Below are 14132 nucleotides of genomic sequence, written 5' to 3'. Positions count from 1 at the left end.
CAGGAGACTTTGCATGAAACTCGTCGCCGGCGCCCTCCTCGCCGGCTCCGTCGACGCGGCCCGCGCCGCGCCGCAAATCCCGGCCACCGCCGTGATCCCGCTGTGGCCCGAGGGCGTGCCGGACGCGAAGCCGGGACTCGGCCCCGAACACGTCGAGAACGGCCACACGTCCAACGTCAGCGAACCGACACTGACCGTCTACGGCCCCGCCGTCGACCGTCCGAACGGCACGGCCGTCATCATCTGCCCCGGCGGCGGCTACGTGCGGCTGTCCACGCAGCGCGAGGGCGAGCAGTACGCGGCGTGGCTCGGCACGCTCGGCGTCACGAGCTTCGTGCTCACCTACCGGATGCAGGAGTTCGGCCATCCGGCCCCGCTGCGCGACGTGCTGCGCGCGGTACGCATCGTGCGCGCCGAAGCGGCACGGTACCACATCCGCCCCGACCGCATCGGCGTGATGGGCAGCTCCGCCGGCGGCCACCTGGCGGCCAGCGCCGGCACGCTGTTCGACCATCCGCTGGGCCGCACGGGCGCGGAGCTCGACAAGGTCAGCGCCCGCCCCGACTTCCTCATGCTGCTGTACCCCGTCATCACGATGGACGGCCCGGCCGTGCACGCGGGCTCGCGCAAGGCGCTGCTGGGCGCGAACCCGTCGGCGGCGGACGTGCGCCTGATGTCGGTCGAGAAGCAGGTGACGGCCGCAACGCCGCCCACGCTGCTGATCCACACGCAGGAAGACCGGACGGTCCCCGTCGAGAACAGCATCCTGTTCTACCAGGCGCTCACGCGGGCGAAGGTGCCGGCCGAGATGTATCTGTTCGAGCATGGCGGTCACGGCATGGGGATGAAGGCCGGACTCGGGACCGCGTCCGACTGGCCGAATCGGGCGGAGGAATGGCTGAAGGCGCGGGGGCTGCTCGATCCGGCGAAATAAAACCCCGTCGGTCCCGCGATAACAACCGTCGCTCCAGCGATAACAACCGTCGTTCCCGTGATAATAACCGTCGTTCCCGTGATAACAACCGTCGTTCCCGTGATAACAACCGTCGTTCCCGCGAAGGCGGGAACCCAAGTTTGGCACTGACGCACCGTGTGAAATTGGGCCCCCGCCTCCGCGGGGGCGACGTTGTAATGCAGCGAGCTTCGACATTGGGCCCCCGCCTGCGCGGGGGCGACGTTGTAATGCAGCGAGCTTCGGCATTGGGCCCCCGCCTCCGCGGGGCGACGTATCGAAGCAGCGGGCCGATGCCGCGGCCGGCTCACGCCAGGTAAAACACCTGCTTCAACGCCCATTCCCTCGGCCGGTTTCCCGGCTCCACCTCCATCAGCGGCGCCATGTGGTCCCACCAGCGCCGCATCACCGGATGCTCCGGCAACGCGGCGACCGTGTGGCCGGGGCGCAGCTTGAGCACGGCGAACAGCTGCAGCGTGTCCTCATCGAGGAAGATCGAATAGTCGTGGATGCCGGCGGCGCGCAGCAGGTCGGCCAGCTCGGGCCAGATGGCGTCGTGGCGGCGCTTGTACTCGTCGACGTTGCCGGGCTTGAGCCGCATGACGAATGCACGGGTTTCGGCCTGGCCGCTCATCGCGCGCCTCCCTGGGCCATGCGCTTGAGTTCCGCGGCCGCCAGCATGACGCCGCCGACGCCGTAGTCGTAGCTGGACGTGGGCCGGTAGAACGCCGGCTCGGCGCCCGTCTGCTGGATATTGCCGACGCGGCCGTCCGCATACACGTTCCTGAGGATGCCGGCCCACGCCTTCGCGATCACGGGCCGGTACTTCGCGCCGTCGAGCAGGCCGTGGTTCACGCCGTACGCCATGCCGTACACGAACAGCGCCGAGCCCGAAAGCTCCGGCAGCGGGTAGGTCTTCGGGTCGAGCAGGCCCGCGTGCCACAGGCCGTTCGCGTCCTGCAGCGAAGCGATTTTATCGGCCATCTCGCGCAGTTGCTGCACGTAGAAGCCGCGCTGCGGATCGTCCGCCGGCACGTAGTCCAGCACGCGCGCGAGGCCGCCCATCACCCAGCCTTCGCCGCGCGACCAGAATATCTTCTTGCCGTTCGGCTCGCGCTTGTCCTTGTAGCTGGCGTCGCGCGCATACAGGTGTTCGTCCTTGTCGTACAGCAGGTCGTACGTACGCTTCCAGTTCACGTGCATGTAGTCGAGGTATTTGCGCTCGCCCGTCGCCTTGTACATCTTGGCCCACACGGGCGGCGCCATGAACAGCGCGTCGCACCACCACCACGGAATGCGCGCGTCGTTGGGCTTGAGCGTCGCCAGCGGCAGCAGGTCTTCCATCTCGGCCTTCGTCAAGGTCAGCATGCCGGGGCTCTTCTCCTGGAAATACAGGTCGAGATAGGTCTGGGCGATGGAGAGATCGTCCGCATTCGGCAGCCGCGAGCGTTCCTGGAAGTCGAAGTGGCGTGCCATCGCGAGCATCGCGTCGCGGTATTTCGCATCGCCCGTCGCCTCGGACGCCGCCATGAAGCCCGTGTACATCACGCTCTCGGTCCAGATGCGCGAGAACCACGGCTGGGCGCGCGCCAGCTGCCAGTCGGCCACGCGGCGCAGGACCTTGTCGATCGCCCCCGGCGTCAGCTCGGGCGACAGGTCGGTCGCCAGCGGGCCGGCGTCGAGGGGCGCGTCGCCGAAATGGCGGGCGATGTCCTTGTCGATGATGGCCTGCATGGCCGGCGTCGGCAGCGGATAGGCGGCCGTGGTCTGCGCCCACGCCGGCAGCGCCAGCGCGACGCCCGCGGCCAGCAGGGAAAGTCGTCGGATCGTCTTCATGTCGTTATCGTCCTGTTCTGCATAGTGATCATTGCCCGCCCTCGCCCAGCAGCCTGACGGGGCCCAGCAGGCCCGCCGGCTGCGGCGCGATCAGCGCCGTGTCCTGCGGGACGAAGCGCTGGCCGTAGCGCGCCCACAGCAGCCGGTAGTCCGGCAGCGCGTGGCCCGCCAGCGCGTTCAGCGCGAGATTGCCCACCTGGACCTCGATGCGGTTGCGGCCCGGCCGCAGGAATGCCGTGACGTCGAGGGCATAGGGCGGATGCCAGACGGCGCCCGCGCGGCGCCCGTTCACGACCACCTGGGCCGCTTCGCGCACGGGGCTCTCGTACATCGCGCGCATCCCGGCCGGGACTTTCGGCGTCGACGCGAGCGGCGTGCCGGGGCCGAAGTCGAGCACGATGCGGCGCGACTTCAGTTGCGCGGCCGTGAGCTCGACCTCCTTGTCGTACGTGGCGACGCCCGAGAAATAGCGGGTCGCATCAATGTCCGTCCACGAACGCAGCGCGTCCAGCCGCACGGCCTGCGCCCTGCCCGGAAACTTCAGGTTCCAGCCGTGCCCGAGGTCGGCCATCTCGGTCGTGGCCGCGACGGGCGCGGGCGCCGGCGCGGCCGGCAGCGCATCGGCCAGCACGAGCACGCGCGATTCGTACGGCGCCAGGTCGAGCCGCGCCGGCAGCGTGGCGGCCGTCATGCGGCCGCTGTCCGGATCGATCCACGCGGCCGCCTTGCGCACGGCCGCGAAACTCGCCTCCGCATGCACGGGGCGGTTGCTCGTGTTGGCGATGAAATACACGTCCGCGTCGCGCAGCCGGCGCCGCACGAAGCCGACGTCGGAAGCTTGCGCGGAGAGCTTCATGTCCGGCACCAGCACGGCCTGCAGCGCGGCGCCGACGGCGTTGTCGTCCGCCACCACGCGCACGTTCGGGCTCGCGAACAGCGCCTTGGCCTTCGCCGCCACGCTTGCCGAGATGCGCGCCGCATCCCGATATCCTGGCGCCAGCGCCGGCGCGCCGCCCACGGCGACGATCTTCCCGCCGCCGCGCACGTAATCCGCCAGCCTGTCGATCACGTCGGGCGCGAGCCGCGTCACGTGCGGCATCACGAGCACGGGATGTCTGACACCGAGCGCGAGGATCGCCTGCGCGTCGATGTAGTCGAGGTTCTGGCCCGCGTCGAGGATCTGCGCGGTGAGCGCCGGCGTCACGTATTTGTGCATCTCCGCCGACAGCGACACCTTGCCCGGCACGAGGGCCGCGTACACGTCATCGTTCGGCAGCAGCACGGCGACCTGGTTCGCGGGCTCGCCCTGGCGCATCAGCCAGCTCATGCGCGTCAGATAGCCCGTCACGTCCGGCATCACGTTCCACCACGGGTTGTGGTCGTTGAACACGGCGGCCGCATAGAACGCGTAGCCCGGTTCGAGCGTGCCCGGCGGCGTGTACGGCCAGCCGTGGCCCACGAACTGGTTCACGCCTTCGAGCAGCATGCGGTCCGCTTCCGCCTTCATGTCCAGCGGCGTCGCGGCGAATGCGGGCGAGTGCAGCCACGTCCACGTCTCGGCCGAGATCACGGGACGGCCGTACAGGTGGCCGGCCGACGTCGCGAGGCGCGTGAACGAGAATTCGCGGAACTGCGGCCCCTCGCCTTCCGGCAGCGCGACGAGGCGGTTGCTGGACAGCGAGACGGCCGGCTCGCCGTACGTCTGCGAGCGGAACCGCGTGCCGTGCCGTTTCGCCCAGGCGTCGATCGGCATCAGATAACGCTCCTCCACGAGCTCCGTCTGCGTCAGCGCCCAGTCGTGGCGCACGGCCGCCGCATCCGGCCCCTGGCCCGTGAACACGGCCGGCAGGTGCGGCACGATGTCGTAGCCGCGCCGCTTCCTGAATTCGGCCACGAAATCGTCCGTCCAGTCGGTGCTGTAGACTTCCAGGCTGTCCGAGAACACGGCATACGGCGGCGCGTCGCCGAACGCTTTCATCAGCGGCTCGGCGACGGTGGCGAGATGATGGTCGATGGCCTTGCGGCTCAGGTGGTCGAGCACGAAGCCTTCCGCGCCCAGCGCCGCGCGCTTGACCTGCTGGCCCGTGCGGCTGGCGATGTAGGCGACGACCTTCCGCGGACCGTTCGCCGGCGCGACCGGCGCGCGGCCGTCGGCCCCGGCCGTGGCAGAAAGCGGCCGCAACGCCGCCGGGTCGACGTCGGCGCCGATGAAGGTCGCGACGAGCTTTTCGCCGCTCATGACGGCCGGCAGCGCGAAGCTGGAGGCGCCGGCCGGCACGTCGACGACGGCCTGGCGCAGCCGCGCCGCGGCCTCGTCGACCGTGACGTGCGGCCCGCCGTACGGCCAGCCGCTGGCCAGCGTCATATCGACGCGCAGGCCGTTGGCGCGGCCCGTGCGGTTGGCGAAGCCGACGGCGTCGAGGAATTCGGGAGACAGGTACGGGACGTTATGGATGCCGCGCGCGGCATCGTCCAGTTCCATCGGATACACGGGCTGGATCTCGAAGCCGCCGATGCCGCCGGCCTTCATCGCGAGGATCTCGCGTTCCAGCTCGGGTTTGGCGACGGCGGGGCCGAACCACCACCAGCGCATCATGGGACGGGCGTCGGGCGGCGGCGCCTGGAGGTGTGCGGCGACGTCGGCGAAGGCGGCCGACGGACCGGCGGCGTGCGCGGCGAAGGCGCACGACAGCGCGGCCGCCAGTAAAGCGATGCGCGGGGAGCGCTGGCTCATGCGGGGACTCCTGGGGCGAGTGGGCGAAACGCGCCAGCGCTGCTGGCGCTTGCATAAAACCGTCGCCCCCGCGCAGGCGGGGGCCCAAGTCTGTGTGCGTTCACGCAAAACTCAGGTTCCCGCCTGCGCGGGAACGACGCTCTTCTACCTCGGCTTTACACGATCCCGCTGCCGCTCGCCCCCGCCTTCGCCGGACGCGCGCCGGCCACGCGGTCGCGGTAGCCGCTCGCGCGGTAGCACGCCACCGGGTCGGCCGCGCCGCCCGCGCGCACGCGCGCCATCGCGAGGATGGCCGATACGTCGGTGCGGTACGCCGTCTTCAGCGCCTGCGCCGACAGCAGCACGTCGTTGGACTCCTGCAGCGCGGCCAGCTCGGCGCGGTCCACGAGCGCGGCCTGCACGTAGGCGCGCTGCACTTCCACCGCGCTGTTCATCAGGCTCTCGACGGGGTCCGTCACGTTGTGCGACTGGTCCAGCATGTACGCCGGCGCGAACGTCGGGCCTTCGCGCAGGGCGGCGTCGGCCAGCTCGTTGAAGACCAGGAACAGCTGGAACGGGTTGATGGAGCCGGAATCCAGGTCGTCGTCGCCGTATTTGCTGTCGTTGAAGTGGAAGCCGCCCAGCTTGCCGAACTGCGCGAGGCGCGCGACGATCATCTCGATGTTCGTGTTCGGCGCGTGGTGGCCGAGGTCGACGAGGCATTTCGCCTTCGGGCCGAGCGCGGTGGCGCAGGCGAAGCTGGTGCCCCAGTCGGCGATCGTGGTCGCGTAGAACGCCGGCTCGAACAGCTTGTGCTCGATGAAGACGTTCCAGTCGTCCGGCAGCGCGGCGTAGATGCCGCGCATGCTTTCCAGGTAGCGCTCCAGCGCGCCGCGCAGATTGCTCTGGCCGGGGAAGTTGGCGCCGTCGCCGACCCACACGGTCAGCGCCTTCGACCCGAGCTCGCGTCCCAGTTCGATGCAGTCGATGTTGTGCGCGACGGCCTGCGCGCGCGTCGCGGCGTTCAGCGCCGTGAGGCTGCCGTATTTATACGTGTGTTCCTGGCCCTGCTGGTCCTGGAAGGTGTTCGAGTTGACGGCATCGAACGCCAGTCCCAGCGCATCCGCGTGCTGGCGCAGCTCTTTCGCGTCGGTCGGTTTGTCCCACGGGAAGTGCGGCGACACGCTTGGGGTGGCGCGCGTGAGCTGGTTGATCACGCCGCAGTCGTCCAGCTTTTCGAACACGTTGCGCGGTTCGCCGCGGCCCGGGAAGCGCGCGAAGCGGGTGCCGCCCGTGCCCACGCCCCAGCTGGGCACGGCCACGGCGAAGCGCTGCGCGAGCGCCGTCAGTTCTTCGATATCGCGGCCGCGGCGCGCCAGCATGCCGCCCAGTGCGTCATAGTCGGCCTGCAGCCGGGCTGCGGCCTTGGCATTGTGCTCGGCCACTAGTCCGGCGTCGATGAGGGTCGTCATTCCTGTCTCCTGTCGTCGGCGGCACCGCGTCCGGCGGTGCCGCTCATCTTTTAAATAGTAACCCAGCCCGCATGGACTGGCGAGCGGTCAGCGCGTGAACGCTGCCGCGTTGCCCGCATCGACGTTCAGCACGTTGCCCGTGCTCTTGCCGGACTTTTCGCTGGCGAAGAAGTACACGGCTTCCGCGATGTCTTCCGGGAACACGCTCTTTTTCAGCATGCTGCGCTTGCGGTAGAATTCTTCGACGTCGTCGGCGCCGATCTTGTTCGAGGCCGCGCGCTCTTCCTTCCACTTGCCGTCCCAGATGCGCGAACCGCGGATGACGGCGTCCGGATTGACGACGTTGACGCGGATGCCGTGCTCGGCGCCTTCCAGCGCGATGCAGCGGGCCAGGTGGATCTCGGCCGCCTTCGCGGTGCAGTACGCGGCCGCGCCGGCCGACGCCACGAGGCCGTTCTTGCTGCCGACGAAGACGATGCTGCCGCCCAGCTTTTGCTGCTTCATGATCTGGAACGTGTTGCGGCTGACGAGGAAGTAGCCGGTGACGAGGATGTCCTGGTTGCGCTTCCAGACTTCCAGCGACGTCTCGTCCAGCGGCGCGGCCGAGGCGATGCCGGCGTTCGACACGAGCAGGTCGACGCCGCCGAAGCGCAAGCAGCTCGCCGCCAGGATCGCGGCCACCTCGTCCTCGCTCGTGATATTCGCCTGCACGGTCGCCACGCTGTCCTTGCCGGCGACCTTCACGAGATCCTGGCTTGCGCCTTCCAGCGCTTCGGCGTCGATATCGGTCAGCATCACGCACGCGCCTTCCTGCAGCAGCTGGCGCGCCACGGCCTGGCCGATGCCGCCGGCGCCGCCCGTCACGAGCGCGATGCGGCCCGCGAGGCTCTTCGGCTTGGGCATGCGCTGCAGCTTGGCTTCCTCGAGCAGCCAGTATTCGATGTCGAACGCTTCCTGTTCCGGCAGGCCGACGTATTCGTCGACGCCGTTCGCGCCGCGCATCACGTTGATCGCGTTGACGTAGAATTCGCCGGCGATGCGCGCCGTCGCCTTGTCCTTCGCGAACGACAGCATGCCGACGCCCGGGATCAGGTAGATGATCGGATTGGCGTCGCGGACCTTCGGCGACGTCGCGCGCTTGCAGCGCTCGTAGTAGGCTGTGTAATCGGCGCGGTAATCGCTCAGGGCCTGATCGAGACCATTCACCAGGCGATCGAAATCGGGCGCGGCCGGGTCGAAATCGAGGACCAGCGGGCGGATCTTGGTGCGCAGGAAGTGGTCCGGGCACGAGGTGCCCAGCGCGGCCAGCGGCGCGAGGTCGGCGCTGCAGACGAATTCCAGCACCGCGTCGGAATCGTCGAAGTGACCGAGCTTGTATTCCTGCTGGCTGATCTTCCCGCGCAGCAGGGGCATCAGGCGGGCGACGAGGGCCGCGCGCTCCTGCGCCGGCAGCGCGTCGGCCACCTGGCCGCCGAACACGGGCTGCCTGACGTTCGCGGCCAGCCATTCGTCGGCGCGCTTGATCATCGCCAGCGTCGTCTCGTAGCACGACTTGGCCGTGTCGCCCCAGGTGAACAGGCCGTGGCCCTCGAGGATGATGCCCTTCAGCTGCGGCTGTTCCTGCGACAGTTTTTCCAGTTTCAGGCCCAGGTCGTAGCCGGGACGCTGCCACGGCAGCCAGCCCAGTTCACCTTCGAAGATCTTCTCGGTCAGCGCGCGGCTGTTCTTGCAGGCGGCGATCGCGATCACCGAGTCCGGGTGCATGTGGTCGACGTGTTTACGGTCGATGTAGGCATGCAGCGGGGTGTCGATCGAGGCGGCGCGCGGGTTCAGGTTGAACGTGCAGTGCGGCAGGTAGCCGACCATCTCGTCCTCCTGATCCAGGCCGCGGTAGCGGGCCTTCAGCGCCTGCAGCTTGTCCATGTACAGGGTCGAAAAGCCGTCCAGCTTGATCGAACCGAGGTCACCGCCCGACCCTTTCACCCACAACACCTCGACCTGCGCGCCGCTGAGCGGATCGGTCATCGCGATCTTGGCCGACGTATTGCCGCCGCCAAAATTCGTGATGCGCAAGTCCGAACCGAGCAGGTTGGAACGGTACAGCAGCAATTCCGGCTCGCTCAGCGAGGCAGCGTGCTGGTCGTCCCAGCGCGACGTAATCGGTTCCTTCTGCTTCGTGTCGCTCATTGCACCCATTAAAAAATCTCCATATGCGTTATCTGTCGTCGGAGGGCGGCGATCCCGTCTCCTTCACCTGCGCCGCGGCGATCCACGGTCACGGCATCCGGGCACAGTAGAATTCAGGGGGCCGAGCAGTGTCAACGCAGAACCGATCAAGATCGTGAGCAAGAGCGATTTAATCATCCGGTTGATCGAAACGCGCATTTGAGCGCCACACCGCGCCCAAATAATCAATTGGTTGATCATTTAACGATTGACGCCGCTGCAACTCCTCTTTACTCTTTTTCCCAGACAACGCGGCTTCCGGCATGACGTTGTCCCGCCGCATCACAAAAACAGACGGCATTAGGAGGAGACAAATGGTGAATCACAAACGCCGCAAGCGTTTGCTGAAACTGCTCGCCGAGCATCAGACGGCGACGGTCCAGCAACTCGTCGAATGGCTCAATGCGTCACCGGCAACGGTCCGGCGCGACATCAGCTGGCTCGCAGCCCGCAACCTGCTCACCCGCACCCGCGGCGGCGCCGAGAATTTGCTGCCGAAGAAACGGCAGTTCCCGCTGTCGAGCGAAACGTTCCAGAACAACATCCAGTGCTATGCGGCGCGCAAGCGGGCCATCGCGCGCCACGCGGCCGGCATGTGCGCCGAGGGCGAAACGATCATCATCAACGGCGGCACGACGACGTTCATGATGGCCGAATTCCTGGCCGACAAGCACCTCAAGATCCTGACCAATTCGTTCCTGATGGCCGAGCGGCTGCTCGTGTCGAGCGAGAACGAGATCATCGTCCCCGGCGGGAAGGTCTACCGCGAGCAGAACGTGATCCTGTCGCCGTTCGACAACGACATCACCCAGCACCACTACGCCGGCAAGATGTTCATGAGCGTCTACGGCCTGTCGCTGCTCGGACTGATGGAAGCGGACCCGCTCCTGATCCAGGCCGAGAAGCGCCTGATCAGCCAGGCCGAGGAACTGATCGTGCTGGCCGACAGTTCCAAGTTCGCGCGCAAGGCGGGCCTGATCCTGTGCGGCCTCGATCGCGTCTCGACCGTCATTACGGACACCGGCGTCTCGGAGAAAGCCGTCCAGACGCTCGAACAATACGGCGTCAAGGTCGTCACCGTCGAACCCGACGAAGTGGCGCCGAACGTCGGTGCACCTTTTTTTAACCCGCAGTTCGACCTGCAGTCGGCCGCGCTGTTCCATCTGGACGCGCAGCTCGACCCGCGGCTGGATTCGCAACTGGAGGCAGCGCATTGAAGCCAACACACCTGTTCGTCGCGCTGGCGGCCGTCGGCATCCTGGCCGGCACCGCCGGCTGCGGCCAGAAGAAGCCCGAAAAGACGCGCATCGCGATGGTCGTGAAAAACCTCGGCAACGGCTTCTTCGACGCGGCCCACACGGGCGCCGACGAAGCGGCGAAGCAGCTGGGCGACGTGGAAGTGATCTATACCGGTCCGACGACGCCGAGCGCCGAGGGCCAGATCGAGATCATCAACTCGCTGATCAGCCAGAAGGTCGACGCCATCGTCATCTCCGCCAACGATCCGAACGCGCTGGTGCCGATCGCGAAGAAGGCGATGCAGCGCGGGATCAAGGTCGTCTCGTTCGACAGCGGCATCGCGCCCGAGGGCCGGCAGATGCAGCTGAACCCGTCGAATGCTGAACTGATCGGCGAAAAGCAGATCCAGATGGCGGCCGACGAGATCAAGGGCGCGGGCGAGATCGCGATCCTGTCCGCGTCGGCGCAGGCGACGAACCAGAACATCTGGATCGACGTGATGAAGAAGGTCCTGCAAAAACCCGAATACGCGAAGATCAAGCTGGTGGCCACCGTGTACGGGGACGACCAGTCCGACAAGAGCTACCGCGAGGCCATCGGCCTGCTGCGCAGCCATCCTGACCTCAAGGCGATCATCGCCCCGACGACGGTGGGCATCGTCGCGGCCAGCAAGGCCGTCTCCGACGAGAACCTCGTCGGCAAGGTCTACGTGACGGGCCTCGGCCTGCCGTCCGAGATGGCCGGCCACGTGAAGAGCGGCGCCGTGAAGGAATTCGCGATCTGGAACCCGATCGACCTGGGTTATGCGGCCACCTATGCGGCCGACCAGTTCGTGAAGGGCAAGGCCGAAGCGAAACCGGGCGCCAGCGTGTCCGTGGGCCGCCTGGGCAGCGTGACGCTCGACGCCAACCGCGAAGCCGCGCTCGGGCCGCCGTACACGTACGACGCGACGAACGTCGACAAGTTCGCGAAGCTGTTCTGACGTTGTCGACGTCGCCGGACCGACACCGGCGCGTCGTTGAGTGTTACCCCGGGACCGTCGTCCCCGCGGAGGCGGGGACCCAATGTACGCCAGCGCTGCGCCGGTGCACTTGGATTCCCGCCTGCGCGGGAACGACGGCTCATGTGCAAACTTGCAGCAAGACCTTATGCCACACACCCACACCACAAGCTCGGAATCGCACGCGCCGCCGGTCCTGCAACTGACCGGCATCAGCAAGCGCTTCAACGGCATCCACGCCCTGAACGGCGTGAACATCACGATCCGCGCCGGCGAATGCATGGCCCTGGTCGGCGAGAACGGCGCCGGCAAGTCCACGCTCGTGAAGACCCTCACGGGCATCTACCGCCCGGACGCCGGCACCATGGCGCTGGACGGCCGTCCCGTATCGTTCGCGAGCCCGCAGGAAGCGATGGCCGCGGGGATCACGGCCGTGCACCAGGAAACCGTCATGTTCGACGAACTGTCGGTCGCCGAAAATATCTACGTCGGCCGCCAGCCCGTGCGCGCCGGCCGCATCGACTGGGCCCGCATCGAGCGCGAGGCCGAAGCCCTGTTCGCGCGCCTGGAAGTCGCGCTGCCCGTGAAGGCGCGCGTGAAAGACCTGTCGGTCGCGCAGCGCCACTTCGTCGAGATCGCGCGCGCCCTCGCCCAGGACGCCCGCGTCGTCATCATGGACGAACCGACGGCCGCGCTGTCGCAGCGCGAGATCCGCGAACTGTATCGCATCATCGAACAACTGAAGGCCGCCGGCACGGCCGTCATCTTCATCTCGCACAAGTTCGACGAGATCTTCGAAGTGGCCGACTGCTACACGGTGCTGCGCGACGGCCAGTTCGTGGCCGAGGGCCGCCTGGCCGACATCACGGAACAGGAACTGGTCGCGCTGATGGTGGGCCGCGCCGTGCACCAGGCGTATCCGAAGCTCGAAGCCGAGATCGGCGCACCGCTGCTCGTCGTGCAGAACCTGTCGCACCCCACCGAATTCGACGGCGTCAGTTTCACCCTGCGCCGCGGCGAGATCCTCGGTTTCTACGGCCTGGTCGGCGCCGGCCGGTCGGAAGTGATGCAGGCCCTGTTCGGCCTCACGCCGGGCGTGCGCGGCGACATCACGCTGGACGGCAAGCCCGTGGCGGCGCGCTCCCCGGCCGAGGCGATCCGCCTGGGCATCGCCTACGTGCCGGAAGACCGCCAGCACCATGGCGCGCACCTGACCATGCCGATCCAGCACAACATCACGCTGCCGATCCTGTCGCGCATCGGGCTTTTCCTGCGCGGCCACGCCAGGCAGGAGACCGCGATCGCGCGCCACTTCGCGGAGCAGCTGGAACTGAAGGCGAGCCACCTCACGCAGCACGTGGCCGAGCTCTCGGGCGGCAACCAGCAGAAGGTCGTCCTCGGCAAATGGCTCGCCACCGACCCGAAAGTGATCATCCTCGACGAGCCGACCAAGGGCATCGACATCGGCTCGAAGGCGGCCGTGCACCGCTTCATCGGCCAGCTCGTGGCGCGCGGCCTGTCCGTGATCCTCGTGTCGTCGGAACTGCCGGAAGTGCTGGGCATGGCGGACCGCATCGTCGTCATGCACCACGGCCGCGTGCAGCGCGAGTTCCTGCGCGCCGAGGCAACGCCGGAATCCGTCGTCGCCGCCGCATCGGGCCTGGCCCTGGACAACACGCGCGCGACGGAGGCCGCATGAATCTGCTGAAACAACGCGAACCGCTGCTGGCGGCGATGGTCGTCCTGCTCGTCGTGGCCGTCGGCCTGAAGGAACCTGCATTCCTGTCCGCCGACTCGCTGGCCAACGTCGTCACGGACAGCACGCTGCTCGTGATGCTGGCGCTGACGCAGATGCTGGTCATCGTCACGCGCGGCGTCGATCTGTCGGTCGCATCGAACCTGGCGCTGTCCGGCATGGTCGCCGCGATGCTCGGCGCCCACTACCCCGGCATGCCGCTCGCGCTGATCATGCTGGCCGCCGTCGCCGTCGGCCTCGGGCTCGGCCTCGTCAACGGCTGGCTGATCGGCCGGCTGGAACTGCCGCCGATCGTCGTCACGCTCGGCACGATGAGCGTCTACCGCGGCGCCGTGTTCGTGCTGTCGGGCGGCGCCTGGGTGTCGGCGCACCAGATGCCGCCGCACTTCATCGCGTTCCCGCTGGACCGCCTCCTCGGCCTGCCGCACCTCGTGTGGATCGCCGCCGCCACGCTGGCGGCGCTGGCCTGGGTGGCCCGCAGCACCCGCTTCGGGCGCGACCTGTACGCCATCGGCAACGCGCCGCAATGCGCCGGCTACATCGGCATTCCCACCCACAAGCGGCTGCTGTGGACGTACGCGCTGTCCGGCGCGGTGGCGGGCCTGTGCGGCTACCTGTGGGTCGCGCGCTACGCCGTCGCCTATACCGAAATCGCCTACGGCTTCGAATTCACCGTGATCGCCGCCTGCGTGATCGGCGGCGTCTCGATCGGCGGCGGCGTCGGCACGGTGCTCGGCGCCACGCTGGGCGCCCTGTTCCTCACCGTGATCGGCAACGCGCTGCCGGTGCTGCAGGTCTCGCCGTTCTGGCAGAGCGCCCTCACCGGCCTCGTGATCCTCGTCGCCGTCCTGATCAACGCCCGCGGCGCCGGCCGCCGCAGCCGCCAGATCCTGCCGCTGCACGGCACCGCCGCCCCAACCCACCGGAGTGCCGCGTGA

Annotated in this window: 11 protein-coding genes; 5 read left to right on the top strand and 6 right to left on the bottom strand. The window is 68.0% G+C overall.

From position 1 onward, the window contains the following. The first annotated feature begins 13 nt into the window (after positions 1 to 13). Entirely contained in the window at positions 14 to 934 is a 921-nt protein-coding gene (locus ASC93_RS29080; protein WP_056451096.1) for an alpha/beta hydrolase, read from the top strand. A 325-nt stretch (positions 935 to 1259) separates the two neighbouring features. Here ASC93_RS29080 and rhaM read toward each other — a convergent pair whose 3' ends face one another. The 6 genes from rhaM to ASC93_RS32570 form a co-directional block, all read right to left on the bottom strand. Beyond that, the gene (rhaM, locus tag ASC93_RS29075) at positions 1260 to 1586 is read right to left on the bottom strand and encodes an L-rhamnose mutarotase (protein ID WP_056451094.1); all 327 of its coding nucleotides are present in this window, start codon (positions 1584 to 1586) and stop codon (positions 1260 to 1262) included. Beyond that, positions 1583 to 2788: a glycoside hydrolase family 105 protein gene (locus ASC93_RS29070; RefSeq protein ID WP_056451092.1), complete on the bottom strand. Its 1206-nt coding sequence runs from the start codon at positions 2786 to 2788 to the stop codon at positions 1583 to 1585. The genes rhaM and ASC93_RS29070 overlap by 4 nt, the downstream gene beginning before the upstream one ends. 28 nt (positions 2789 to 2816) lie before the next feature. Beyond that, positions 2817 to 5522, bottom strand: a complete 2706-nt coding sequence (locus ASC93_RS29065) for a glycosyl hydrolase (RefSeq protein WP_082548433.1) — start codon at positions 5520 to 5522, stop codon at positions 2817 to 2819. Between the two features lie 155 nt (positions 5523 to 5677). Further along, positions 5678 to 6973 (bottom strand): L-rhamnose catabolism isomerase, encoded by a 1296-nt coding sequence (rhaI, locus tag ASC93_RS29060; RefSeq protein WP_056451089.1) that lies wholly within the window; start codon positions 6971 to 6973, stop codon positions 5678 to 5680. 87 nt (positions 6974 to 7060) lie between these two features. Further along, the gene (locus ASC93_RS29055) at positions 7061 to 9169 is read right to left on the bottom strand and encodes a bifunctional rhamnulose-1-phosphate aldolase/short-chain dehydrogenase (RefSeq protein ID WP_157202174.1); all 2109 of its coding nucleotides are present in this window, start codon (positions 9167 to 9169) and stop codon (positions 7061 to 7063) included. 160 nt (positions 9170 to 9329) lie between these two features. Continuing rightward, positions 9330 to 9464, bottom strand: coding sequence for a hypothetical protein (locus ASC93_RS32570; protein WP_267874997.1), 135 nt, complete (start codon positions 9462 to 9464; stop codon positions 9330 to 9332). 49 nt (positions 9465 to 9513) lie between these two features. Between ASC93_RS32570 and ASC93_RS29050 the strand changes: the two genes are divergently transcribed. From ASC93_RS29050 to ASC93_RS29035, 4 genes are all read left to right on the top strand, one after another. Beyond that, the gene (locus tag ASC93_RS29050; RefSeq protein WP_056451083.1) at positions 9514 to 10416 is read left to right on the top strand and encodes a DeoR/GlpR family DNA-binding transcription regulator; all 903 of its coding nucleotides are present in this window, start codon (positions 9514 to 9516) and stop codon (positions 10414 to 10416) included. Further along, complete coding sequence (gene rhaS, locus ASC93_RS29045; RefSeq protein WP_056451080.1) at positions 10413 to 11420, top strand: rhamnose ABC transporter substrate-binding protein; 1008 nt, start codon at positions 10413 to 10415, stop codon at positions 11418 to 11420. Before ASC93_RS29050 ends, rhaS begins: the two co-directional genes overlap by 4 nt. 166 nt (positions 11421 to 11586) lie before the next feature. After that, entirely contained in the window at positions 11587 to 13137 is a 1551-nt protein-coding gene (locus ASC93_RS29040; RefSeq protein ID WP_056451076.1) for a sugar ABC transporter ATP-binding protein, read from the top strand. Continuing rightward, positions 13134 to 14132 (top strand): ABC transporter permease, encoded by a 999-nt coding sequence (locus tag ASC93_RS29035; RefSeq protein ID WP_056451073.1) that lies wholly within the window; start codon positions 13134 to 13136, stop codon positions 14130 to 14132. The genes ASC93_RS29040 and ASC93_RS29035 overlap by 4 nt, the downstream gene beginning before the upstream one ends.

Source organism: Massilia sp. Root335, assembly GCF_001425685.1.
GTDB lineage: Bacteria > Pseudomonadota > Gammaproteobacteria > Burkholderiales > Burkholderiaceae_D > Telluria > Telluria luteola.
This window is presented reverse-complemented; position numbering and strand designations above follow the sequence as displayed.